18 protein-coding genes are annotated in these 26,278 nt (G+C 36.5%); 7 read left to right on the top strand and 11 right to left on the bottom strand.

From position 1 onward, the window contains the following. The first annotated feature begins 799 nt into the window (after positions 1–799). Both BUB71_RS00500 and BUB71_RS00495 read left to right on the top strand, forming a co-directional pair. Positions 800–2,131: a TrkH family potassium uptake protein gene (locus tag BUB71_RS00500; protein ID WP_073150261.1), complete on the top strand. Its 1,332-nt coding sequence runs from the start codon at positions 800–802 to the stop codon at positions 2,129–2,131. Positions 2,132–2,478: 347 nt separating this feature from the next. Then, the gene (locus tag BUB71_RS00495; protein ID WP_073150258.1) at positions 2,479–2,976 is read left to right on the top strand and encodes an arsinothricin resistance N-acetyltransferase ArsN1 family A; all 498 of its coding nucleotides are present in this window, start codon (positions 2,479–2,481) and stop codon (positions 2,974–2,976) included. Positions 2,977–3,011: 35 nt separating this feature from the next. Here BUB71_RS00495 and BUB71_RS00490 read toward each other — a convergent pair whose 3' ends face one another. After that, the gene (locus tag BUB71_RS00490) at positions 3,012–6,122 is read right to left on the bottom strand and encodes an efflux RND transporter permease subunit (RefSeq protein ID WP_073150255.1); all 3,111 of its coding nucleotides are present in this window, start codon (positions 6,120–6,122) and stop codon (positions 3,012–3,014) included. Positions 6,123–6,331: 209 nt separating this feature from the next. Between BUB71_RS00490 and BUB71_RS00485 the strand changes: the two genes are divergently transcribed. Next, positions 6,332–7,225 carry a TetR/AcrR family transcriptional regulator gene (locus BUB71_RS00485; protein ID WP_073150252.1) on the top strand — a complete coding sequence of 298 codons (894 nt, stop codon included), beginning with the start codon at positions 6,332–6,334 and terminating at the stop codon, positions 7,223–7,225. A gap of 299 nt (positions 7,226–7,524) precedes the next feature. Here the strand turns inward: BUB71_RS00485 and BUB71_RS00480 are convergent, their stop codons facing one another. Then, positions 7,525–8,376 carry a hypothetical protein gene (locus BUB71_RS00480; protein WP_073150249.1) on the bottom strand — a complete coding sequence of 284 codons (852 nt, stop codon included), beginning with the start codon at positions 8,374–8,376 and terminating at the stop codon, positions 7,525–7,527. 178 nt (positions 8,377–8,554) lie between these two features. On the opposite strand from BUB71_RS00480, the gene murA reads away from it, so the two are divergent. Then, the gene (gene murA, locus BUB71_RS00475; protein ID WP_073150246.1) at positions 8,555–9,901 is read left to right on the top strand and encodes a UDP-N-acetylglucosamine 1-carboxyvinyltransferase; all 1,347 of its coding nucleotides are present in this window, start codon (positions 8,555–8,557) and stop codon (positions 9,899–9,901) included. A gap of 205 nt (positions 9,902–10,106) precedes the next feature. On the opposite strand, the gene nrdJ is transcribed toward murA, so the two are convergent. The 5 genes from nrdJ to BUB71_RS00450 form a co-directional block, all read right to left on the bottom strand. Further along, a complete protein-coding gene (nrdJ, locus tag BUB71_RS00470; protein ID WP_084730864.1) occupies positions 10,107–12,407 on the bottom strand; it encodes a ribonucleoside-triphosphate reductase, adenosylcobalamin-dependent in 2,301 nt (766 codons plus the stop codon). A gap of 160 nt (positions 12,408–12,567) precedes the next feature. Then, a complete protein-coding gene (locus BUB71_RS00465; protein WP_073150243.1) occupies positions 12,568–14,472 on the bottom strand; it encodes an ABC transporter permease in 1,905 nt (634 codons plus the stop codon). Continuing rightward, entirely contained in the window at positions 14,447–15,226 is a 780-nt protein-coding gene (locus BUB71_RS00460) for an ABC transporter ATP-binding protein (RefSeq protein WP_073150240.1), read from the bottom strand. Before BUB71_RS00460 ends, BUB71_RS00465 begins: the two co-directional genes overlap by 26 nt. Positions 15,227–15,318: 92 nt before the next feature. Next, on the bottom strand, positions 15,319–16,395 hold the full coding sequence (locus BUB71_RS00455) for a sensor histidine kinase (RefSeq protein WP_073150237.1): 1,077 nt from the start codon (positions 16,393–16,395) through the stop codon (positions 15,319–15,321). Then, positions 16,377–17,078 (bottom strand): response regulator transcription factor, encoded by a 702-nt coding sequence (locus BUB71_RS00450; protein WP_139278936.1) that lies wholly within the window; start codon positions 17,076–17,078, stop codon positions 16,377–16,379. The genes BUB71_RS00455 and BUB71_RS00450 overlap by 19 nt, the downstream gene beginning before the upstream one ends. A 204-nt stretch (positions 17,079–17,282) precedes the next feature. On the opposite strand from BUB71_RS00450, the gene BUB71_RS00445 reads away from it, so the two are divergent. Next, positions 17,283–18,989 carry a N,N-dimethylformamidase beta subunit family domain-containing protein gene (locus tag BUB71_RS00445; RefSeq protein WP_073150229.1) on the top strand — a complete coding sequence of 569 codons (1,707 nt, stop codon included), beginning with the start codon at positions 17,283–17,285 and terminating at the stop codon, positions 18,987–18,989. Next, complete coding sequence (locus BUB71_RS00440; RefSeq protein WP_073150226.1) at positions 18,979–19,596, top strand: TlpA family protein disulfide reductase; 618 nt, start codon at positions 18,979–18,981, stop codon at positions 19,594–19,596. The genes BUB71_RS00445 and BUB71_RS00440 overlap by 11 nt, the downstream gene beginning before the upstream one ends. Before the next feature lie 13 nt (positions 19,597–19,609). On the opposite strand, the gene BUB71_RS00435 is transcribed toward BUB71_RS00440, so the two are convergent. The 4 genes from BUB71_RS00435 to BUB71_RS00420 form a co-directional block, all read right to left on the bottom strand. Then, positions 19,610–20,440, bottom strand: coding sequence for an undecaprenyl-diphosphate phosphatase (locus tag BUB71_RS00435; RefSeq protein ID WP_073150223.1), 831 nt, complete (start codon positions 20,438–20,440; stop codon positions 19,610–19,612). A 121-nt stretch (positions 20,441–20,561) separates the two neighbouring features. Beyond that, positions 20,562–21,830, bottom strand: a complete 1,269-nt coding sequence (locus tag BUB71_RS00430) for an amidohydrolase (protein WP_073150220.1) — start codon at positions 21,828–21,830, stop codon at positions 20,562–20,564. A 10-nt stretch (positions 21,831–21,840) separates the two neighbouring features. Further along, on the bottom strand, positions 21,841–24,231 hold the full coding sequence (locus BUB71_RS00425) for an AAA family ATPase (RefSeq protein WP_245815479.1): 2,391 nt from the start codon (positions 24,229–24,231) through the stop codon (positions 21,841–21,843). Between the two features lie 71 nt (positions 24,232–24,302). Further along, positions 24,303–25,085 (bottom strand): glycerophosphodiester phosphodiesterase, encoded by a 783-nt coding sequence (locus tag BUB71_RS00420; RefSeq protein ID WP_073150216.1) that lies wholly within the window; start codon positions 25,083–25,085, stop codon positions 24,303–24,305. Between the two features lie 119 nt (positions 25,086–25,204). On the opposite strand from BUB71_RS00420, the gene BUB71_RS00415 reads away from it, so the two are divergent. Beyond that, a complete protein-coding gene (locus BUB71_RS00415; protein ID WP_073150213.1) occupies positions 25,205–26,257 on the top strand; it encodes a coiled-coil domain-containing protein in 1,053 nt (350 codons plus the stop codon). Positions 26,258–26,278 lie beyond the last annotated feature (21 nt).

Below are 26,278 nucleotides of genomic sequence, written 5' to 3'. Positions count from 1 at the left end.
AACTGTTCGGAGTTGATTGACATAGATATAATCATTCACAAACTGAACCAATCAAATGATTTCAAAAAAGCATCAGATACTCATTATCTTTTCTTGATACAAATTCAGTTACCTGTTTCCATCTAGATTTATCCAGTTCGAACTAGTTTTTCGTAAATTAAGTTACTCCTTTTGTCTTCTTGATATATAGTTGTTTTAGTCATTTTAATCCTGTTAAATATGCATAATCTCATATATTCTTTTTTATATCAGGGATCAATTGGTTTGACCATTTCTTGGGTAAATTTTAATCCTTGATCAGTATGACTTAGTGTGCATAGATTATATTCAACATAATTAAAGTAAATCAGTTTAACTACCAACATATTTTCTTGAAAAAAATGGGGGATCATTATGAATAGCTATGAACTTTTCGGTTTAGTTATCTTTCCAGTTGCTACGATTATACTTGGAATTGCTATTTTTTTAGATATACGAAAAGAGCACAGAAACTCAACCTCGCTAAGCGGGATTATTATTACTTTGAGAATTGTTTTGGGAGCCTTTCTTTTCCTATGTTTCTTAATTCTATCGATTATTATTATTTATAATTATTTACGCTATTAATTAAACCTAATTTTAATTAATTCTATTGATAGAAAATCTATTTAGTTGTCCCTTTTTCATATTGATACAAGCTGCTTTATTTGACATGATCAGTTATTATTGGTAGAAAAGAATTTTAGAAGCAACTTAATCGGTATTAGTGACTTATTTCAGACTCGATTAGAAGAAAAAGGAGCTTGGAGATTAAACCAAAATGAATACTCTCTCACCTGCACGTTATCTTGTCATTGGTTTTTTTATTGTAACCCTATTTGGAGGAATTCTACTATCTCTACCAATGACTCATCAACCTGGACAAAACGTGTCATTTATTGATGCGTTATTTACTTCAACATCTGCAATATGTGTGACAGGGCTGGTCGTTGTTGATACTGCAACAAGCTTTAACCTAGTAGGTCAAATTATTATTTTAATGCTAGTCCAAATCGGTGGAATTGGTTTTGTTACGTTTGCTACACTTTTTACAGTAATGCTAGGAAAAAAAGTAAGTGTACGTGAGCGATTATTGTTAGCTGAATCATTCAAACAAAACAAAATACAAGGCGTCGTTCGACTATTAATATTTGTCATGTCGATTACATTCATTTTTGAATTGATGGGTACACTCCTTTTATCCATCCGTTTCATTCCTCAATGGGGTCTAGAAAAAGGGCTCTATTTTTCTTTTTTTCACGCCGTATCTGCATTTAATAATGCTGGATTTGACTTATTTGGTCATGTAGAAAAATTCAGCAGCTTCTCGCTATACGCTGATGACCCTTTAGTAAGTTTCACGATTTCAGGTCTAGTTATTGTAGGCGGACTTGGATTTATCGTGATTTATGAATTATTTCATTACTGGAAAACAAAACGTTTAAGTCTTCATTCTAAGCTGGTACTAGCAACTAGCGGATTTCTATTAATATTAGGAACGTTTGTTATCCTATTAATTGAATGGTCCAACCCTGAGACACTGGGCAACCTATCATTTCAAGGGAAATTATGGGCGGCACATTTCCATGCAGCTTCACCTCGTTCAGGTGGAATTAGCACATTATCATTAACTTCCATGTATTCAGCTTCACTTTTTTTTATTGTCTTTCTCATGTTTATTGGAGCAGCACCCGGATCTACAGGAGGTGGGATTAAAAGCTCAACGTTTGCTATTATTATTCTAGCTGTATGGGGAATGTTACGCGGAAAGCAGCATGTAGAGATATTTAAACGACGTATTTCTTATATCTATGTCTATCGTGCACTTACGATCACAATCTTGGCAATTGGATTTTTGATATTCGGAACCATGACACTAACCATCTTAGAACGAACAGATATTTTTACTGCCTTGTTTGAAACTGTTTCTGCTTTTGGTACAGTAGGTTTTTCATTAGGCTTAACCCCAAAACTATCAATACCTGGGAAAATACTGATCATCATTTTAATGTTTATTGGTCGACTGGGACCAATAACAATTGGTTTCGCTCTAGCCAATCGATCACGTCCTACCTCTTACAAATATCCAGAGGAAAAACTAGTTATTGGATAAATAATCGAGCTTCATTTATTATTCCATGTTTGTTCCCGATTTCCACAGCGATTCCCTTGAGTAATAATTATAATGATCAATCCAAAGCCAACTATCATCAATTGGCTTTTTTTCATTTAGAATCATCATATTCACAATCTCCTTGCTTGCATATATTATTTCTTCAAATGAATGAGTAAGGATACCAATTTGTCGATTGGCGCAATATTCTCCGTTATGAGAGGTTCATAACTTAGCTTAACAATGTTTCTTTTCCTTAGGCATAGCTGTAAAATAATGTAATTGTATCTGATTAAGATTCCGAGTATCATATGGTCTTGTTGAGAAACTGAAAGGCGGTACAAGACATGCGCTTGCATATTCGAGAAGCTACAAAAGTGGATCTTGCATCGATCACAACCATCTATAATCAAGGAATTGAAGAAGGAAATGCTACACTTGAGGTAGATCTAAAAACAGCATCAGATATGGATCAATGGTTTTCGGAACATGATCAAAGATATCAAGTGCTTGTGGCGACCTTAAACAAGAAAATATGTGGTTGGGCCTCCCTTAATCGCTACTCACAGCGCAGAGCCCATGAGGGTATTGCAGTTATCTCAATCTATATCGAACGTGATTGGCGTGGAAAAGGATTGGGAGGGAGAATATTAAAAGAACTTGAGTGGATTGCAATAAATCATGATTTTCACAAATTGGTTCTATATGCCCTGCCCACAAATAAACGAGGATATCAATTATATAAAAAAAATGGGTTTCGTGAAGTGGGTGTTTTTCAAAAACATGGTCGCTTAAATGGAAATTTTATAGATGTAATTGCGATGGAGAAAATCTTAATTGATTAACAAGGGAAGCGAGCACAGTCGCTTCCCTTGTTTTATCACGATTCGGTTGTCGTTTGGATGGCTTGCTTATTTTTCTTACGAGAACGGAAATTAACAAATGTCTCGTACACAATCGGGACAACTAATAAAGTTAAAAGAGTTGAACTAATCAATCCACCCACAACAGTTACACCTAAACCTTTGGAGATTAAACCTCCACCATTCTCCATCCCAATAGCTAGTGGCAGTAGCGCAAACACAGTTGCAATAGCTGTCATCAGGATCGGGCGCAAACGAGTAACTCCTGCCTCTAATAATGCTTCTCGAATAGACAATCCTTCATTTTGTTGTCTGATCACTCGGTCGATCAGTACGATTGCATTTGTGACTACTATTCCAATCAACATTAATGCACCAATCAATGCAGATACACTAATCGTCTCCCCTGTTACAAATAGCGCAAACAAGCCGCCGATTACAGCAAAAGGAAGTGAAAACAGAATCGCTAAAGGTGCAAGTCCACCACCAAATGTTACGACAAGAATAAAATAAACAATTCCAATCGCAGCTAACATGGCAACACCTAGCTGACTAAATGATTCATTGATCTGTTCTTGGGCACCGCCAAATTCGACCCGTACACCAGAAGGCAAGTCTAAATCATCTATTTCTTTCTTTATATCAGCGTTTGCTTTCCCTATATCTTTTGTTTTGATTTTAGCTGTAATCTCAGCAAATAGATCATTATTTAATCTTGTCACAGTTTGTGGCGCTTTACCTGTTACAACTTTAGTTACATCTTTTAAAGTGATCTCTTCACCTGTTGGAGTCGTTAACTTTTGCTTTTGCAATTCGTCTATATTTTTAAAGTCAGTTTGATTTCCGGCAAGAGATACATCTAAATTTTTACCATCTTTTTCTATTGTTGTTAGTACAGGCTTTTCACCACTCACGGAAAGTCGTTGTGCGACCTGTCCTACTGTTAGTCCATATTGGCTTAACTTATTATGATCAACAGCTAATGTATATTGATCAAAAGCATCTGAAATACTGGTATCCACATTGTCAAACTCATCTTTATCTTCAACGAGCTTTTTAATCTTATTTACAATTGGCTGAATCTCTTTAAGATCATCACCATATACTTGAAGATTAAGCGAGTTATTATCTCCATGCGGACCCATTGATTGGAATTTCCATTCACCTTTCGTCGTGATCGCCCTTAGGTCACGAAGCGCTTTTTCTTTTTCTTCATCAAAATTTTTGAAGTCATCCTCATATTTCACTACAAAAAGAATTTGATTATTTGCAGTTGGATTCATCGGATTATTGCTTCCTACAGTATAATCGATTGTTTCTACATCACGATTTCTTTCAAAATAATCCTCAGCGTGATCGGCTATTTTCTTTACATCATCTAAAGTATCACCAGGCACAGGATTATAAGTGAGCATGAGATTTTTTTCCTCATCTGCTGGTAGGAAACTAACCCCAATTACTGGAACAAGAAATAAACTACCAATTAACAACAGGATTGCAAGTGAAAAGGTGATCCCTTTATGATCAAGTGACCAATTTAAAATCCGCTTGTAAGAGTTAGCAAAACGACTTACACTGGCTTTCCCATCGTCTGTCTTCTTAGGACGCTTCCGAAAGAATATATGTGCCATCATTGGAACAACTGTTATAGCTATAAGCAGTGATGCGAGCAGTGCACAAACAATTGTAATTGCAAACGGATAAAATATTTGACCAACTGCTCCTGAGACTAACCCTAGTGGGAGAAATACCGCGATTGTTACAATTGTCGATGATAGAATCGGGATAAACATTTGACGCGTTGCTTCAATAATAAGTTCTTTACCTGTCCTTGTCTCCCGCGACAAATGAAATCTTCGATAAATATTTTCAATTACCACAATAGAGTCATCTACAACTCGTCCAATCGCTACTGTCATTGCACCTAAAGTCATTACATTTAATGTAATTCCCATTTGATTTAATACAAGGAATGCCATTAACAATGACAGAGGAATTGAGATAACAGCAATTACTGTTGATCGGATATCACGTAAAAAGGCCATGATAATGATGATTGCAAACAAAGCGCCTAAAAGAGCTTTTTCTAACATTGTTTGCACAGAGTCTTGAATTGGTTTCGCCTGATCAAAAGTGGTTGCCACATCAAACCCATCATGATCTTCTTCAAATTGTTTGATTTCCTTTTGAATCGCTTTTACAACCTCTACTGTGTTTGCATCAGATGCTTTGACAATACTAATGCTGACTGAATCTTTTCCATCTGTATGTGAAATCGATTTTGATTCTTTGACATCCTGAAAATCGACGAGTTGTTGTAATTCAACAACTGGTGTCTTGGTTGAGTGGGTCAATGTTGTAGTATTACCTCCCGCAGGTGCCCCTGTTGCGGGTATTTTCAGTTTCTTCAAATCTTCCAGTTTGCTGGCATGACCATCTACAACAACTGAGCGCCTTTTTTTATCGATCACAAATGTTCCTACAGGAGATGATAGATTACTATTTTGAATCAATTGAGTTAAGTTATCAGCAGTCAGCCCATATTTTTTCAACTGATCTTCCTTATATTTCAAATGAATTTCTTCGACTTGTTGTCCAGAAATTTCAACTGAATAGACTCCATTTATATCTTCTAACTTTTGCACAAGTGACTCTTTTACTGATTTACTTAACTTTTCTAACGATTGATTCTCACCAGAAACACTTAAAGCAAGTATGGGGAAATCATTTAAACTTACTTTTGCAACCTCAGGCTTTTCTATGTTCTCTGGCAACGATATCTTGTCAATTGCATTTCGAAGATCCTCAACCGCTTGATCCATATCTTGGCCAAAATCATCATATTCTACTTGAATACTTGACATATTCAGCGCTGTTGTTGAACGAACAGTCTTTACTCCTGGTAAACTTTTAACACGTTTCTCAATAGGCTGTGTTATCTTATCTGAAATTTCTTCAGGAGTAGCTCCTGGATAAGATGTCGTAATCGTAGCCACTGGAGCATTAATATTGGGCAACGTTTCCATCTTCATCCGAGTACCTGCATACATTCCACCAGCTACCACCAGGATTGTAAGTAGCCAAATTGCCAGCTTATTTTGAATCGAAAACTGAATGATTCGCTTCAAACTCATCACCCTTCAACTATGTGTTCAAAAAAAAATGACCATGCGTAAACCATGGTACTGACTATAAATCATTCCATATTAGATTTCAATCTAATATTATTGAACTTTTTTAGAATACTATTTTTGAACTTATAGTATAAAGTTCATTGTACCTTTATCCATGTTTTGTTACACTTCAATTATTGAATAATTACAATAAAGGAGTTCACATGGAATCGATTCGAACTAAAATCATTGAAGGTGCCGCTCAATTATTTAGTAAAAAAGGATACTTAACAACTTCTGTCCAAGATATCGTACAATTTTGCCAAATCTCTAAAGGTTCATTTTATAACTATTTTAAATCAAAAGAAGAACTCGCCTTTCTCATACTGAAAAAAAAGAATGCTAAGAGATGGGAATCGATTTGGGAGTTAGAAGAAATAGAGGGGTGGAGTAAAGAGAAGCTATTTATTGAACAACTAAAGGTTCAGCTTCAGTATGTAATTGATAACAAAGAGTTATTTCATTTAGCTTTTCAAAGTTCACATGAGAGTGATGAAAGTAAAGCGTTTTTAAGTAAGTTACAAATTCAAGACATAGAATGGTTAAGCTCCAAAGTGGTTCAGGTATATGGAGATGCTGTTGAACCATATGCATTTGATTGTGCAGTCATGTTACTAGGCCTTATTCTATCCTACTCGCTTCGAATTTTTATGATCAAACAGGAGACCATCGACATCAATACCATGATCAATTTTGTTATTCGTAGAATGAATGGGATCGTAAAAAGTTTTGATATAAATGAAACTCCCATTTTTAATAAAGATTTATTGAACGATTTTTTGCAAATTGAACGTCAAGAAAGATTATACTTATATAAACAAGTAAAAGCCTCAATCAATAAAATGAGGAAAGCTCTTAAATCAATGAAAAAGAGTAAAAAAACATTAGAGCCTTTATTTGCCTGTTTAGACGATCTTGAAAACGAATTTTCTAATTGTGAAACTGAACCACGTAGTTATATTGTTGAAGGACTACTACTTTACTTACAACGTCAACAAATCCATGAATTAGAACAAGAGCTTCATAATCTCCTCAGCTTTGTCCAAACAAAACTTTGACAACTCTGCTTGTCAAAAATTTTGCCAACCCAGAGTCGCAAACTTTTCTTGAGTACTGTTTTATAATTAGGGCGACGATATCCATGTTGCCATACTGTTAGGAACGGTTGGGCAACTTAAAATAATCTATCAGTTAGTTGACATCAATGTATCTAAAAACTAATACAAATGATTTAACCGAGTATCTTATTATCAAGGCACTCGGTATTCACTTCTTTTAAAAATGATACACTAAGAATTATCTAGCTTAATATACGTTTATAGAACTGACTTACATTATGGTATAGATTTTAAAGAACTTAATGTTCGCGAACTTCTGTCATCTGGATAACTGAATTCTGTAGCTCAAGAGGAGAAGGGAGATTTTTCCTTGACGTGACTTCAGCTTTTGATTCTTTAATAGATTTCCGCTGATCAAAAATCTTCTGCAAATCCTTTATAAGAATATAGTGTTGTTCCTGATCAAAGACTGGTGCGTGCAAAGAATAATATCTGGCGTTTTTCTCTCTTCCTTCACTTTTTAATCCTAAAATAGGCAATTGTATTTGTATATTTTCACCTTTTGTAGTGATCTCCGGATTCGCTTCCTTTAAAATACGATGTGGAAATGAATCTGATTGATATGATTTCACATTCGTTGCTCTTTCATCTCTTTCTGCCTGTAAGACAGATGAAGACTGTTCAAAACTTTTTGGTGTGAATTCATATCGGAAGCCGATCACTTCTCTGTTCCAAATTTTTGTTTCATCTTCTATCTTATTGGGTAATGTTTTTTCTGCAATTTCAGGAATTCGATCTTGATCACAAGCAATTTTGGCAACACTTTGAGCCAAAGGACTCCAATTAGGACCTTTAGGTAGCGTCATTTCTAACTTTTTTTGTGCAAATACCGCCGAAGGCTTAAAGTGAATCGGTTCAACAGGGACAGAATATGGATTGTACAAAGGAGAATCAGGCTGATCTTTGGTAATTGGTTCAGTTTGAGGGTGTTCCTGATCATTACAAGAAATACTGATTTTTTCACCTATTATTCCAGGTTGATCTTGCAGCATTTTCCATATAGTTAGTCCACCACCACCCATTAAGATAGTTCCAGCTACAAACAAAGCGGTTGATTTGCTCGCATTTCTCTTTGCTTTCAACTTCTCCATTTTCATCACTCCTGATCGAATACTAAGATTAACTATTTTAATTATAGATCAATTTTGGCAAGAATAAATAATATATTTTAAAATTTAAAGATAATTATATAAAGAGATCCAACAACACCAAATACAACCAATATGCTAATTTATTATCATACACCTAATGACAAAGGGCGGGAGAAAATTGAATGTAATCGCCGTTACTGGAGGCACTAAACTAGACGGAGTCGTACAAATACCTGGGGCAAAGAATGGTGTCTTACCCTTAATCGCTGCCGCTACCCTTGCTACTACTGGTGTAACACGACTAACAAACATCCCCTACCTGTCGGATGTAATCGATCTGGTCAATCTCCTAAAAAGTTTAAACATGCAAGTAGCTTTGAACAATGATGAGATTTTAATCTCTACTGAACGAATTGGAAAAACGAAAACCGTATCAGAACACGCAGGGAAAATTAGAGGATCTCTTTTTTTAATTGGACCACTACTTGCCCGGAAAAAACATGTATATATTCCTTATCCGGGTGGATGTAAAATTGGAGAACGGCCGATCGATTATCATATTGAAGGTTTAGAAAAAATGGGAGCTACTTTTATCTCAACATCACCTTATATTAAAGGTTATGTTAACGGACGACTTAAGGGTGCTACAGTCAATGCACGTCAAAGTGTCGGTACTACACTGAATCTGATAATGGCTGCAGTACTCGCTGAAGGAAAAACAGTGATTCACAATGCTGCCAAAGATCCTGAAATTGAAGATGTGATCCAATTTTTAACGAACATGGGCGCGCAAATTCATTATGCAGAAGAAAATATAATCGAAATCGAAGGAGTTACAGAGTTAACCGCAGTAGAACATCGAGTTCCCCCTGATCGAATGGTAGCAGGGACTTATTTAATCGCGGCAGCAGCAACTAGAGGAAGCATTTTGGTGAAAGGAGCAAATGAACATCATCTCAAGGCACTGCTTGACATCTTTAAAGAAATAGGAGTCCCATTAAAAAATGAAGCAAATGGAATTCGTGTTCTTGCTCACGATCAACCTCTCACATCAGTCAATCTTGTTACTGGTGCTTATCCTGAATTTCCGACTGACCTTCAACCCCTTATAACAACTTTATGTCTGACTACTGATGGTATTAGTAAAATCGAAGAGAAGACTTTCTTAAAAAGGTTTACACATGTTCCAGAATTACAAAAAATGGGAGCAGATATTACAATTGATGGTTCTACAATATATATCCAAGGCGGAAAACCTTTATATGGTACCAAGGTTAGGGCATATGATATGCGAGCAGGGGCAGCTCTTACTTTAGCTGGATTAATTGCCAAGAATAAAACCAAAATTTCAAACGCAGGATTTATTGACCGCGGATACCCTCATTTTGTTCAAACTTTAAGAGAGTTAAATGCTGACATAGGCTACTACTATACCCAGACTCCTCCTGTGATAAATGCAAGTAGGATCATAGGAGAATTGATCCAACGATCAGAGTCTACAAAATATAGATACTTCGAGCGGTAACTGTGAGAAAATGCTTCAACTCAACTGGCATCATCTCCTCCTTTGCAAAAAAAGCCCACTTTAATAGTGAGCTTCAGCATGAATAACTTCATTGCATTGCCGTAAACATGGGACAAAGTAATAAATTTTACGTCCCTAAAAGTCGGCTATCAATTACGTAACGATTACTTCTATATGCACGATTTACCCTATTACCGTATTTAAATCAACGAATCGGACAAGCTCCATTTTCGCACTCTCCAATCACATCAGTACTATCATCTTCGAGTGTTACCGAATCACTCATTATTTCCCACGGTTTTGCCTTGATTTGAGCTACTTTTTGTTCGTATTGTTCACGACTAATCGCTTCTAAAGGCATTTGAGGGTAAGTCCCAACTGCATGCGGTAAGAAAGAAGTTGCTTTTAATTTGTGTCGATATGTTTCTAGCACATCAGCAATCTCTTCGATTCCTTCTCTACCTTTCCCTTCCGCTTGTTTAAATTTTAGTGTTGCTGAAACTGCATTATCTGACCAATACGTTTGAAGCATTGATTGTAATGCTGCTTGTTCACGCAGTGGTACTTCATCTTCTGTTTGGAAACGGGGATGATCTGCCGTTGCAGCACGAATTGGAAACTCTGCTACCATCGTATGTGAATCAACTTTTTGATTTCCCTCTGCATCAAAGCCAGTCACAGCAGGCTCAACTGGATATCCACATTCAATCAAAACTGGAACTAGAGGTGAATTGGCGGCAAACCGAACACGACGAATCATGTATGGAGACCAATGCCAATGCATACCAGCAGAAACACCCATTAAAAGAGACATTGAGCCGGAAGGTTTCACGGTCGTAAGTTTAATGGATGGATCAGCCCCTAACTCTTCTGCATGAAGTTGATTGGTCTTTTTTACTGCTCGATACATACGATCAAGTTGTGCAGTAACTCGTTCGTTATACACAGGTTGATTTTGCTCAGTAAATGACATAACAACGCGATCTCCAAATTTCATCAAAGCCCAATCAGATACACCTGTAATCCCTACACCTAAACGACGATGTTGATATACAATTTCCCGAGTCGCTTCCCACTCATAAGGACGAAATGTAATTCTGTATGCATAGCGAGTAGCAAGCCAACATGCCTCTGCATATAGCCCTTGATCTTCTATACCTAATTCGATTAACTCATGAATCCGAGGTAAGTTAATTTCGAATAAATTACATGGTGATGCGTTAGGTAAGGTAATCTCACCGCAGGGATTAAACCCCTCTACTAAAGAATCAACTTGTTCATTCTGCCCATCAATCAGACGACCAAATTGTTTTGCCGTCTCAATATCTACAACGCCAGGTTCTCCATTATAGTAGATATTCTCTGCAATCTGAAGAAACGTTTCTCGGCTAACATCAGAACCAAGATCAATACTATTATTTGATGCCCAACGCCATTGACTTGCTTCCTTGTTTGTTTCCAGACGATAATCTTTTGAAGTAATGAAATCATGATCTTCTCGATCTCCAATTAAAATAAGTGCCGTTCGGCGCACATTTCCTGCTACAACACATCTGCCGATATTTTGAATAATATCTCCCCATTCTACTGGAGATACTTGAGAATCAACCCGACGGTTTAAAATCCGATTCACTACTTGTAACATCTCTACTAGTGGAGCAGGTCCTGAAGCAATTCCACCAAATCCACGAATTTCTGATCCACGAGGTCGAACTTCTGAGACATCAATCTGTAAAACTTCTTCGGAGCCAGTAAAATGTGAATCAATAACTAACTGTAAAGACTCTGCCCAACCTTCACGACTATCTTTTACATGATGGGTAAAGACTGCCCGCTTCTGTTCACGAGGCAATACATCTAGCGCTTGTAGTTCAGAAGCAAAATTGTCATGATCCACTTTAGATATAAAAATAAGTTCAACTTTCCGTTTTACTTTAGGCATGAGTGAAGTATTCTTCTCTTGAATATTAACACCAACTCCGCCACCTTTCATCGCCTGATCAAAGGTAAACACAGCGGGCATCGATGGTAAAAGCTCATCAATTGAACCAATAACTGGTTGAATCTTGCTATGACCGTACTTTTGCGGACGCATCGATACAAACCAACAGTTATTTTCAGCATCACCAATTTTCTTTGCATAATCTGTACCAGACATCCATAATCCCCGACCAGGGGGGGTAATGACAAGATTAAACATTAAATGATAAAATCTTTCCATCTCCTGGACTAATTTCTCTTTACGTTCTTCTGTCCATTTTCCGATCTCTTGAAGTCGTTCCGCTTCTAGGGAAAAGTTACCCTCTGTTACCCGTTGGACAGTTTCATACCATTGCTCCATCTGTCCATCTGCTTTTTTACGTGAATATGTACGAAGATAAACGATATAACCGAGTCCATCATACCCCCATCGAGGATTTTTATCTTTATATTGTGATAGAAAAACATCACTTAATTCCATTTTGGTTGTCATCCGTTGATTGCTGCGATCTTGTACTTCAATCATGCTTATCACGATCCAATCTATATATGGTTGCTTTATTAGTATAACACCACAATATATGGTGGTAAAGTGGTTTAGATTGGTTTTTTTATCCAGTTACCTCTCACATATTCAAGCCCCTGCGCTAGCTTCTTTAGGCAGGGGTATAGATGGATTTACTTTATCACTTAATAATGGAGCGTACATAAATGCGTTTTGTCCAAATATAATAAAGACCATAGATCACAAAATAACCAATACATGCGTATATAAATGGACTCCATACCGGTTCTTTAAACAGAACACTAAACACTTTAATTGCTACTGAAGCATGACATACACCAATGAAAAAAGGGACAAAAAAGAGAATACATATCTGCCACGTGATAGTAGACTGTGCATCAGACTGGTCCATCCCGATCTTCTGTAATACTACTACCTGACTGCGGTCATAACTTTGCTCTGTAAACAAACGAAAATATAACATACTTCCAGCTGCAAGGAAGAACAAAAACCCAATAAAAAGGCTAACAAACATGATTGGGGCAAAAATTTGCTTGATAAAATGATAAACCTCATTCGTTCCATTTAACCAAGTTATAGAATTTTTTTGGAGTACAGTATGAAGATATATAAAGAACGTTCGACTCTTTTGCCAATCATCAAATTGATAAGCATGAACCATTACCCTTAGCTTGGGATCAATATGATTTTTAATCTGAGCAAAATCATGATTCGTGACGACCAAAAGTGTCCGCATTGTATCATTTTCGTTAAAGAAGACACCCATTACTTCTTTATTATTTGTCCATTTCTTTTCTAGAAATGCGAGAGATTTACTGGGCAGATTAAACTGCTGTAAGGGATGAATACCACCATTTCGTGCAATTAATACTTCACCATCTTTTAGCTTGGGCAATTTTTTGTTTCTGTTTTCATTCCAGAACTTTAGAAAATCGTTCTCGGAAATAACGGATACCTGAGAAGGAAGTTTTTTTTCTTGCGCTATTGATTCAGCGAGGACAATCTGAAAAACCGGTATATGATACTCCTTTTTCAGCTTCAATCCATATCTCTTTATTTCCTGCTTGACTTTATCTGAAGTTAACCCTTTGGGTTCATTTATTAAACTTAATGAATATGGTGCCTGTTCTTCGGCTAATTGATTTGCCTTTAAATAATAAGTTAAAGAAATTCCAACTGATGAAAGTACAATACTTGTTAAAATGGTAACCAAAAACAATATTCTCGCATTATCTTTTAATCGAAAGCGCAGTTGGGCGAATAAAATCAAATTCTTACCAAGATAAGAAATCCTTTTATTATCTTTTAAACGTTGTAAAAGATATACACTTGCCTGTGTATAAGCAAGATAAGTACCCAATAAGACCATGGCTGTAATTGGAAACATGAGCAATGTTACAGTTTCAATATTTACTTGAAACGTTAAAATATAGCCGCCTATCCAAGTCAGTAAAGTGACCCATACTAACCAAAGAGAAAAACGCGGTGTCTTTTTTGGCTGAACTGCTTCTCGAAATAAATCTACAATCGCTACTTTTTTAACAGTATAACGAGCCCAATAAGATAAAAGAGAAAATAAGATCAAATACCCCAAAATAGTAATGATAACTGCTTCTATTGAAAAATGAAATGGGATTGGCTTTTCAAGTTCTAAAACGGCTGATACACCAAGAAAAAACAGTTTGGAAGTTACAGTTCCCATCAGAAGAGCGATCAAGATCGCAACACATCCAAAAACCATATTCTCCCAAAATAAAATCCTCGTTACTTGCTTGATACTCATTCCCATTACTTGCCATAAGCCAATCTCTTTCTTTCTATTTTTGAGAAAAGCAGACTGTGAATATCCTATAAAAAGAATAGAAAAGAGAACAATAACTCCCTGAATAAGATATAAAAATGCCACAAATTGTTTAGGTATTGTCTCGTCTCGTAAAATAGGGTGTAAAAGTAACAGCAAATATTGATAAAAGAGCCATACTGTAAACGTGCAACTTAAAAAATAAGCCAGATATTGCCGATGATGAAAACGTATGTTCTTAAAAGCGAGCTGTTGGAATGTCAATTCCTTCACCTCCACCTAACACTGTCTGCACATGTATAATCTGCTGATACAAATGAGATCGATCACCACTACTCCTTACTTCTTGAAACGCTTTTCCGTCTTTTATAAATATGACACGGTCTGCATAACTCGCTGTTGCAGGGTCGTGTGTCACCATAACAACGGTCCCTGCTTCCTTTGTTTTCAATCTCTGTAAAGATTCCATCAACGAATGGGCTGACTTAGAATCTAGATTTCCCGTTGGCTCATCCGCTAATATTAGAGATGGTCGATGGATCAATGCACGTGCTGCTGCAGTTCTCTGCTTTTGACCTCCTGATACCTCAAAAGGACGATGATGTAAAACTTCAGCTATCCCTAATGATTCAGCTAATTGATTACAACGACGGTCAATTTCATCGACTGGTCTCTTGTCTAAAACCATCGGTAAGATTAAATTCTCCTTTAATGAGAGGGCATCAAGAAGATGAAAATCTTGAAAGATAAATCCCAATCTTTTTCTTCGAAAATCAGCTAATTGATTTTCATTTAGTTGACTTACTTCCTCTTGATCAATCCATATTTGTCCGGCTGAAGGACGATCGATTGTTCCTAGTAACTGTAATAAAGTAGTTTTTCCGCTACCAGAAGGCCCCATGATCACAACAAATTCCCCTTTTTCTACTTCTAAATCAAAGGAGTCCAATGCTCGATAAACTGCCCCAGCATTTTCCCCATATATCTTCGTCACATTCTTTGCCTCTAATATCTTCATATTTTCACTCCTTATTCTTCTTAGTGTAAGTCTACACACCACAAATCAACCGTCCCATCGATCATCCTTACAAATCAAAAAAAAGCCTTACATTATTGCAAGGCTTCTCTATATTTTTGATATCGTAAGATCACAGTGGTTCCTTTTCCGAATTCCGACTCCATGTGTATTTGATGTCCAAGTTCATCGCATAATCTTTTAACTAAATAAAGTCCCATCCCCGTTGCCTCAGCAAAAAGTCGTCCGTTCTCACCTGTAAAAAAAGGAGCGTAAACTCGTTTTAAATCTTGAGCTGGTATCCCAGGTCCTTGATCTCGAATGCTACAAACGATCTCTTTCCCCTCTTGGGTTAGCAGAATCAATAATTGACTTTGCTGGCGCACTTGCGCTGTATATTTGATTGCATTTTGAATAATTTGATCAAGTAAAAAACGATTCCATTTTTTATCACTCAATATCGTCCAATTTAACGACTTTTCAGCATCTAGTTGTGGATAAATCCGATGACGAATAAAGGATTTTCTACGATCATTCAGAAGTTGACGAACATCGTCTATTAAGGAAATGGGCTGTATATGATAATCAAAGGTAAAATCCTCAATTCTTGCCATTGATAATGCTAAGTCAAGCCCACGGTCTAACTTCTCCCACTCCTCTTCTAAACTTACAATCCAACTTTTTAACTGATCAGGATGAGTAGGTGCTTGTTGGAAATCCAAGGAAATAGCGGCTAACGGAGTTTTCATTTGATGTACCCAGAGATTCATAAAGTCTTGCTGCAAACGATATCTTTCGGCTAACTTTTCTTGCTCTGTAAGAAATAATTCCGACTGTCTTAACAAAACTTGTTGATAAAATTTCTGTTCCATACTCCCCTTCACTTTTCGTTTGACAAAGTGATCAATTGATATTTGTTGACTACGAAAATTCCACTCTTGATAAATTGGATACCAGCGTAAAAATGAAAAAATGATATGTACAATATAAGGAGTAAAGACTAAAACCCAAAAATAGAACCATTCCCCAATTGATAGTGAAATATGATGAAATCGAAAAGTTAATAAAAAGTAAATCATAATAAAAAAGAAACCCCCAAAATATAAACAAGACCAACCAAACCGATCACGTAAAAATAGAACCATCCCTTGTTTCATGTTTCGTTCACCCAACGATAGCCAACCCCTCGTTTGGTTTCAATTGCATGATCGAGTCCCCAACGTGCTAATTTCTTTCGTACTCTGGTAACATTAACTGTCAGAGTATTATCATCAACAAAATGCTGCTCATCCCATAATCTTTCCAGACACTCTTCTCTTGTGACTACTTTGCCCGATTGAGATAAAATTAAATGTAATAATTTACATTCGTTCTTAGTCAGAGATATTGTTTCACCATTGTAAACCATCTCCATTTGATCAAGCCGTAAAATAAGTCCGTTCACATTTAGCTCAGCTAAAAAGGGTTTTTGTTGATTCATAGAAGACAATTCTCCATAGGAACGACGTAATAGCGCTCGGACTTTTGCCAACAGAAGCTCTAATTGGAATGGTTTTGTAAGATAATCATCTCCCCCGCTCTCCATCCCAAATATTTGCTCCATATCACTACTTCTAGCTGATAAAAAAAGGATAGGTACTTTAGAATCCAGGCGTATTTGCTTACATAATGTATATCCATCCTGACTAGGTAAATTTACATCTAGCACAATCAAATCAGGTTGATATTCCTCTACTTGCTCTAATACATTTCGAAAATCTATTATCCACCTAACTGTATATCCATATGGTATTAAAAATGAAGCAATTTTCCTAGCAATTTTCAAATCATCTTCTACAATAAGAATTTGATGCACTACTTCACCTTCTTTGGTTTTATTTTTATTATCCAGGTTTTTAATGAACATTTAACTTCTTAATATAATGGATTCTTTTTATATGACTATAAAACATTTGCAAATTAACTTAACAATTCTTTGCTTGCCCATTAACTATCATATATAATTTTAATGCGTATATTCCTAGGATTTATACAGCTATGAATGATTAGGTGGAAATGGATGAATAGAAGAGACTTCATAAAAAGAACATTCTTAGTTTCCTTGGGCTTAACCACTTTCTCAAGATTTAATACAACATATGCTGCAATGAAAAAAGTTTCAAACCAGCGCCTCTCCCTTCTTCGAAAAGTTACAGTTAAAATGAATCATTTTCAAAAAATGGGAACCGCACATTTAACACTTACATACCAAGGTACACTACCAGAGGAAATTAAACTTATCGTTACAAATAAAGGGGGTACAATTATCGGAACAGGGCCTAGCATCTACCCTACACATCCATCTGCTGCAGATAAAATTAAACATATTTCGAATCTAATAAGGGAAATTAATGTTACACTATCACCAGAATTGATCGATCATGATAAGAATGTTTATCTCGATCTTAATCATCGTGGAGAGGGATTTAAACTATTAAATGCCACAATCAAGGTAAGTGAACCTCTAATGCTTGAAAATTATCATTCAATCGAAGGGTACTCACCTAAAGTAAGCTATTTTCCAGAAGAAGTGATTGAATTAAAGGTACACTCACCCTATCCAAAATTCTCAGTCGATTTTATCAGCTATGGTGCCGATGAACATATTGTGCAGACAGTAAAAAATATAACTGGTTATCGCCAAAATTATCCGGAATATGCATATAGAAACGGTGTTAATTGGTTAACTAGTTTACATTTTAAAATACCGAAACAATGGTCTACAGGTTTGTATGCGGCTCGGCTTTACGATAATTCTGGAAAGGACTTCTATGTTAGCTTTAATTTAAAACAGAAGATTGACCCTCTCCTTCCCAAAGAGAAGCGCATTGCCATTCTTTCATCAACTAACACATGGCAAGCCTATAATACTTGGGGTGGTGGATCACTTTATAAATATCTGATTGAAAATGATTTGAAACCTATTCATGGACAAATAGTAAATACACAACGTCCTAATGAAGCAGCAACCCCGATTGGCAATCCAGAACATTTGGCGAATGCTGAGAAATTAATCTTAGCTTGGTTAGAACGAAATGGCTATCCTTTTCATGTTATTTCTGATCCTGACTTACATAATAATCCAAATCTCTTGCAGTCTTTTGGAACTCTTATCATCAATACACATGGAGAGTATTGGAGTAAACAGATGTATAAAGGTTTAGAATCATTTTTAAAGAATGGCGGAAATCTGCTTTGCCTTTCTGGAAACGCTATCTACTGGAAAGTTGTTCAACAGGGTGACCAGATAGAAGCTAGAAAGATTTTTGGCTACCATACATTAAATGGTGAACGAGGAGGACTTTGGAGAAACCTAGGTTTACCTGAGTCAAAAATCCTTGGTGCACTCTATACGCCAAAAGGTTATATGACATTTAAGCCTTATCAAGTTATCAATCCAAATCATTGGATTTTTACAAACACAAATCTTAAAAAAGGTGACTTGATCGGATCGATGGGGTTAAACCGTGGTGGGGCATCAGGTCATGAAACAGATAAAAGAGACAAATCTTCTCCCAAGAATATCGTATTATTGGCAAAGGGTACAAATCCAAATAACGGGGGCGCTGAAATGGTTTATTATGATCATCCAGGAGGCGGCGGAGTTTTTTCTGTTGGATCGATTACTTTTGGAGGTAGTTTAGCCATCGATCCCAATTTAACACAAATTGTAAAAAATGTCCTAAATCGGTTTACCAATCCAAAGGGGCCTCATCATGAAAAGTAAGCTTATTAATAAACGTACATTATTTATTATGATCACTACTTTAATGTTACTTGGTCTAATTGGAGGATTTATATATGCCCGATTTATATCACAAGAGAGATCAATTCTTGTCCCCATTAAGAGTTGTGTCAAAAAGAAACCGATTTTTCATAAATTTGAAGTTGGCTCCTGTATACCTAATCTTAACTTGTTAAACGCGGCACAAGAGAAAGTTTCATCTGACCAAGCAGATGGAAAGCCGACTTTACTCTATTTCTGGAGTTCAAATTGTGATACATGTAAAAAGGAACTTACATTTTTAAACCGTAAATACAAAGAGCAACACCAACAAATCCATTTTCTCATCATCCATTCACTATCATTTGAACCCAATGCAACACTAGCAAAAAAATGGTTTCAGCAACAACACTTTTCATTTCCTTATCTAGTAAATAAATTTCAGACAGTTTCTCACCCAACCATCGTGGGTCTACCTACAACCTTTATACTTGATCAACAAAACGTCATTCAACACAAAATGAATGGACCATTTAATCGACAGCAGATGGGTCAACTCTTACAAACAATTATACAAGACAAAAAAACTCTTCCTACGAAACATCCATAGGAAGAGTTTTTTCTTAAACAAAGAAGAGATATAGGATTAAAGCTAACACAATGCGATAGATTGCAAATGGGACTAATTTAATACGGTTGATCAATTTTAAAAAGAATCGAATGGAAAGAAGTGCAAAAACAAAAGCACTGACAAATCCTGCAATAAAGAAAGGGAGTACATCTAGAGAGAAAAATTGCCAATTTTTAATCAAAGTTAACCCACTTGCACCTAACATAATCGGCAGTGCCATAATAAAAGTAAAATCAGATGCAGCACGATGACTTAGTCCTAACAGGACACCGCCAGAAATAGTAGAACCTGAACGTGAAAAACCCGGCCATAAAGAAAAACACTGAAAGAGTCCAATTGTTAGTGCTTGTTTATATGTTATTTGATCAACAGTCTGCGCTTTCGGTCGACTTGGACGAAACCAGTCTGCTATCAACATTAATACCGCACCCAATACAAGACCAATCAAGACAGTATTTGCAGAGAATAAATATTCATCAATATAATCCTCAAAAATGAATCCCAGAACTACAGCTGGTAGAAGACCGACGATTACTTGTGTCAATTTCAAGCGGTTTCCAGTCTCTTCTTGGACAGCCGTTTCCTTTTTGAGACCTAATAAATTAAGAAAACGATCTTTAAATACAATGAGCACAGCTAAAATTGACCCCAACTGGACTACAACCTTAAATGTATTTGCTACATCTTTAGAGAAGAGTTCTTTGGTTTTTAACAAATAATCATCGACTAAAATCATATGCCCGGTTGATGAAACAGGCGCAAATTCAGTAAGACCTTCTACTAAACCCTGGATAATCCCTACAAATATTTCCCATAAATGCATGTCCACAGTTCCTTTCTAACGATGAATCATCTATTGAAAATGTTTATTTTATAACAACGATCATTATACCTCAATTTCATACAAAACTGTCTAAAAAATTAAGCGCATACAAAGAGCCCACCTAAAAGTGAGCAATTTCCCAGTCTCGTCTTGCTATTCGTTCTAATAACTGAACAGCATGTGGTAAGACTTCTTCATGAATATCAAAATGAGCATGATGATGAGGTGCTGCTAGATCAGAACCAATAATACAGTATGTACCATATCCACCTCTTTCCTGCACTCTTCGAATCAATAAGCTGGCATCTTCACTGCCTTCGGCTGTCACACTAGATTTCTGCAATGATGTAAAGCCTTCAATGTGTTCAGCTTCTTCTAAAACCAAAGAAACTAACTCTTCGTCACATTGAAAAGTTGTAGCTTCTCCAATGATTTCAATCGAATATTCAAGCCTATGCATCATTGCACTCGAAGCAATGATCTGATAGACTCGCTCAACTAATTCTTGATTGACTTCTTGCTGATCAGCTCGTGTTTCGATCACCATTCTTGCAGTAGCTGGAATTATATTAGCAGCAGTCCCACCCTCTAAGACTCCGACATTTATCCGCGCCTTACCCCCACTATGTTGACCTAAAGATTGTATATTAAAAAATGCTGTAGTTGCACCAAGCAAAGCATTTTTCCCTTTTTCTGGCGCAGCACCTGCGTGAGCTGGTTCTCCTAAAAAAGTAACCTCTAATTTAGTTGTGGCTAAAAAACCTTCAACGCCACCTTGTATTTGTCCTGTAGGTACACCCATGCCAATATGTTGGCAAATGATTAAATCAACATCATCTACAATTCCTTTTTCAATCATCGAGCGCGCACCTCGAACACCTTCCTCTGCTGGTTGAAAGATCAATTTGATCGTTCCAGCAAAGTTTCGATCAGCAATTTTTTCTGCTACCCCTAAACCAATGGCAAGATGAGCATCATGACCACATGCATGCATCTGGCCTTTCAACCTTGAGCGAAATTCAAACCGATGAGGGAGATGATCAGTTGACTGGCTTTCCTCTATTGGTAAGGCATCTAACTCAAAACGGTAAGCAAGTGTTGGACCACTTTCTTTCCCTTGTAAAATACCAACTACCGCTGTATAACCACCTTTCATCGATTCTAGGAGAGCAGGATTTGCACCTCGCTTCATTGCTTGATGATAGGCTTTCTCTAATATCTCCTTAGCTGGAACACCAAAGCGAGCAGCGCCATCCATTGCATCCTGACCATATAGCACGGAAAAACCTAATGATCGTAAAGTTTCGATGACTTTACTTGCTGTAAAAAATTCAGTAAAACCGATCTCAGGATATCGATGAAACTCTCTTCTCCATTCAACTACCTTCACACCACCACTCCTAATTCTGGAAATCCTCAGGCTTTAAAAGCATTAATGTTTCACGATCCAATGCTCTCTCTCGCTGTAAGCGAATCGATTGTTTTCGTATCGCTAGTTCAAAAAGATTACGCACAAAGCGTCCATTACTTGGATTATCAGATTGATATTCTTCTACACAACGTTGCATAATCACTTCTTTACACCCATTACTTAGTAAATAGTTTTCCTTACTTACAAATCTCTCCATAATCTCGTATAACTCTGCTGGAGTATAGTTTTTAAATGTAAAAATGGTTGGAAAGCGAGATTGTAATCCTGAGTTTACAGCAAAAAACTGATCCATATCTTTCTCATAGCCAGCAAGAATAACAACTAGATTTTCACGATAATCTTCCATTGCTTTCACTAAGGCATCAATTGCCTCTCGTCCAAAGTCCTGCTCTGAACCAGAAGCTAGTGCATATGCCTCATCAATAAATAAAACGCCACCTAATGCCTCTTTCACCACTTCATAAACTTTTGGAGCAGTTTGTCCAATATAAGAAGCAACAAGTCCACTGCGATCCGTCTCTATCAATTGCCCCGACTTCAGCACACCCACTTCACGTAATACTTTGCCAATTAAACGAGCAAAAGTAGTCTTTCCCGTTCCTGGACTTCCCTTAAATACCATATGAAGAGACTGACCCCCCGCTGTACTTAGTCCCTGTTCACGTCGCAATTTTTGAATATGCAACTGAGCTGTTAGCATCCTGATATGTTCTTTAATTTCTTCATTTCCAACAATTTGAGCAAACTCAGCTTCTAGATCAAACTTTTCTTCAGATGGAATGAACCCAAAATCTTCAGCTTGAAGAACTTTTAACTCATGTTGATGATATCCTTTTTGTTTCAACCGTTTCGATTGACGACGTATTGCTTCCTCGATCACGTTTCGCACTAGACGCCCATTTCCATCATCATTTCGTCCTGCAATCTGTCTACGCTCTAAGATTTGCAATAAAGCCTTCTCTGAAGATTCATCTACAACAAAACCTTGCTGGTCCAGGATGTTCCGACCAATTTTTAGTAATTCTTCAGGTGTATAATCCGGAAATTCCACTATATTCGGGAATCTAGAACGTAAACCGCTATTTTTCTTTAAGAAATCGTTCATTTCCTTTGTATAACCTGCTAAAATGACAACCAGATTGGATCGATTTTCTTCCATTCCCTTCACCAATGTATCAATTGCTTCCTGCCCAAAATCATTATCTCCCCCTTTACCCAGGGTATAAGCCTCATCAATAAAAAGCACCCCACCTATTGCCTGCTCAATCACTTTTCTCGTTTTAGGAGCGGTTTGCCCAATATATTCAGCTACTAAGTCCTCACGTGTTACTTCTACTAGATGACCTTTCGTGACAGCACCAAGTCCACAAAGTATCTTGGCTGCAACCCTGGCAACAGTTGTCTTACCTGTTCCTGGATTCCCAGTAAACAACATATGCATGCTTCCTAAAGACAATGATTGCCCAATCTTCTCACGTTCCATACGAAGCGAAATCATATCTTGCATTTCAGATAGATACTCCTTAACGGGCTGTAAACCGATCATCAGCTGCAACTCTTTATAGGCTTCTGCTAGCATTGCTTCCCGATTGATTGGTTGACTACTGGTCACTTCACTTTCTATTGATGATTGTTTATTTGTAATGGGTTGATCATATGTGATGGATTGTTGCGTTTCATATGTAGGTTGAGAATAAACCGTTGATAAACCTTGTGCATATATTTTCTCCCCCATCGCATTCATTTGAAAACTAATTAAATCGTTTTCAATTTGAAAATACCGCGCTTCCAAAGAATAGATTCCTTGAATGTAAGCTTGGTTAATCACACTTCCTTGTCCAGGATGAGCGTACAGAAAGATGTTAAACCACCCTGGATACTTCGGACCACATGATTCAATTTTATAATTACTTAATATATTTTGGTTTGCTTGATAGATATCTATTGTGCAATTTACAACATGCTGTAGATTTAAAGTAAAATCTCGCATTACACCTCTTTGCGAATTCCAATTCACCAATCCATTAATTGAAAATACAATCCAACCATAGAAATATGCGGCTAATAAATATAAGGAAATCAGTGAAAAAATGCCTGAAAATGGCGATTCTGAAAACGACATCAAAACGGCTAATCCAAGTGTAATGTAATGAATCCATCGGTTAAAATGAACCAGACCTAATACAGGAGCTAGTCCAAAAATAGCTAAAGGAAAACCATCTAATAACCGATCCACAAATCGATCTCCGTTTTGCATTAAATCATGATTTGTTAAATACTTCCCTGGTTTCTTTTTTAAATGCTCTTCTACCCGTTGAATAAAACGATTTTTAATTTTTTGCTGCACAAATGCATCCAATTTCAATTCACTCCTAACCAGCAACTTACTGAAAATAGTATAGCAGAGAGTTTGGTGAAATTTTATAAAAATTACCGATCACGATCATTCCCATTTAATCGAATAATGTCAAAATCTTGATTCTTAGCTCGTCTAAGCTCCATTACTTTCTCTGGAAAGTTAGTAATAATCCCATCTACACCCCAATCCAAACAGTCTTTCATCACATTTTCATCATTAACTGTATAAGCACGAACTTGAAGTTTTCGTTTATGACATTCTCTTACAAGATCTTTCGTAAGAGTTTGTTGATCAAAATGAATCGATGTAGCTCCATATTGATTTGCACTTATCCAAGGATCATTTGGCTGATTATGATCATAATATAATAGCCCCCTTTGGTATCCTTCAGGTACTTCTTTTAACGTATCATGATGAAATGAAGAGAATAAAAACGGCTCCTTAGGTAGCTGGTGACCTTCAATTTTTTGGATTACTTTCTTTACAAGACCCTCATATTGAAATACATCTGTTTTTAATTCAATATTTACCTTTACGTGAGTTCCGCCTTGCTTGATTAGATCAAGTACTTCATCTAAGGTTGGCACTGTTTCAAGCGTAGGGGTTCCTTGTTCATCTTTAATCCGAAATTTCTTCAACTCATCTAAAGTATAATTCCGAACCTCACCCGTTCCAGTAGTTGTTCGATCCAACGTTTCATCATGGATAACAATCACTTCTCCATCTTTTGATAGATGAACATCAAATTCAATTTCATCAACGCCTATCGATATCGCTTTAGCAAAGGCACTCCTTGTATTTTCTAGCATGCCAGCCGATAATCCTCGATGTGCAGAAACATTTGTTTTTCTCATTCTCCCACCCCATTTTATTCAATTCCATTATTTATATTTTACACCCTTTTGACAATTAGATGATTAAGAATTAAAATAAGATCATTAGTTCGATAATACATATAAGAAAGAGGATTACGATGAGCAAAATTACCGAGAGAAACACAAAAGCAACAATCCTCAAAGCATTACGTGACGCTGAGAAAAAGATCACTGAATTAGAAAAAGGAAAATTAGACGCAGTTGCGGTGTCAAATATCAAAAAAGAAGTAGAAACCACTTCTAAAGCTAATGAAATTATCTCTGAAGATATTGATGAAAAGATAGCTGATCTATCAAAATCAGTCGCACAGCTACTTACTAAAATCGGAGAAGATACAGTAGAACAAGCAAAAAATTTGAAAACGGTTACTGAAGCAATTACTATCAAAGAAGCAGAACTTCAAGAATTATATGGTATTGAAAAACAGGCCCATACGCTAGCAGGTCTTGTAAATGCACATCAAACACTAAAGCTAGAACAAGAACAAGAGTTAACAGAAGCAAAAGAAAAAGCCACAAATGAATTGGAAGAAATTAGAAAAGCTATTCAATTGGCAAGGGAAGAACATGAAGTATTACTTAAAGAGCAACAAGCAGAATTGAAACAACTTAAATCTAGACAAGAAGAAGAGTTTCAATATGACTTTGCCCGTCATCAAAAGCAATCTTATGACGAGCTAAATGACGAATTGGCAGAAAAAAGGAAGATATTTGAGAACGAATTTGAAAAGAAGCGTTATGAACAAAAAGATATTGAAAAACAACTTCAGGAACGGGAAAGCGATTTAAGCAAACGTGAAGAGAAAATGGAAGAGCTAGAAGCTGAGGTTGCTTCATTGCCAGATAAAATTGCCAGTATCAAGGAAGAAGCAGAAAACAAAGCAAAAGAGAAATTCAAAAGACAAATGGCAATTAAAGAAGGTGCAATGAAGAAAGAAATTGAAGCTGATAAGCGTATTCTTGAAACCGAACGAGATAACCTTAAAAATCAATTAACAGCAGCACATGAATCTATGGCTGAACTACAAGCGAAATTGGATGAGGCATATAAACGAATTCAGGAAATGGGTATCCAAATGGTCTCTGGTTCAAAAGCAAATGAAGCGATCGATAAAATTGCTCATCTGGTTTCAGAAAAAAATAGCAAGTAATAAAGACCCTGTGAAAGGGTC

Origin of the sequence: Seinonella peptonophila (genome assembly GCF_900129355.1) — a bacterium.
GTDB lineage: Bacteria > Bacillota > Bacilli > Thermoactinomycetales > Thermoactinomycetaceae > Seinonella > Seinonella peptonophila.
The sequence above is the reverse complement of the archived record's forward strand: the minus strand, read 5'-3'. Positions and strand labels throughout refer to the sequence as shown.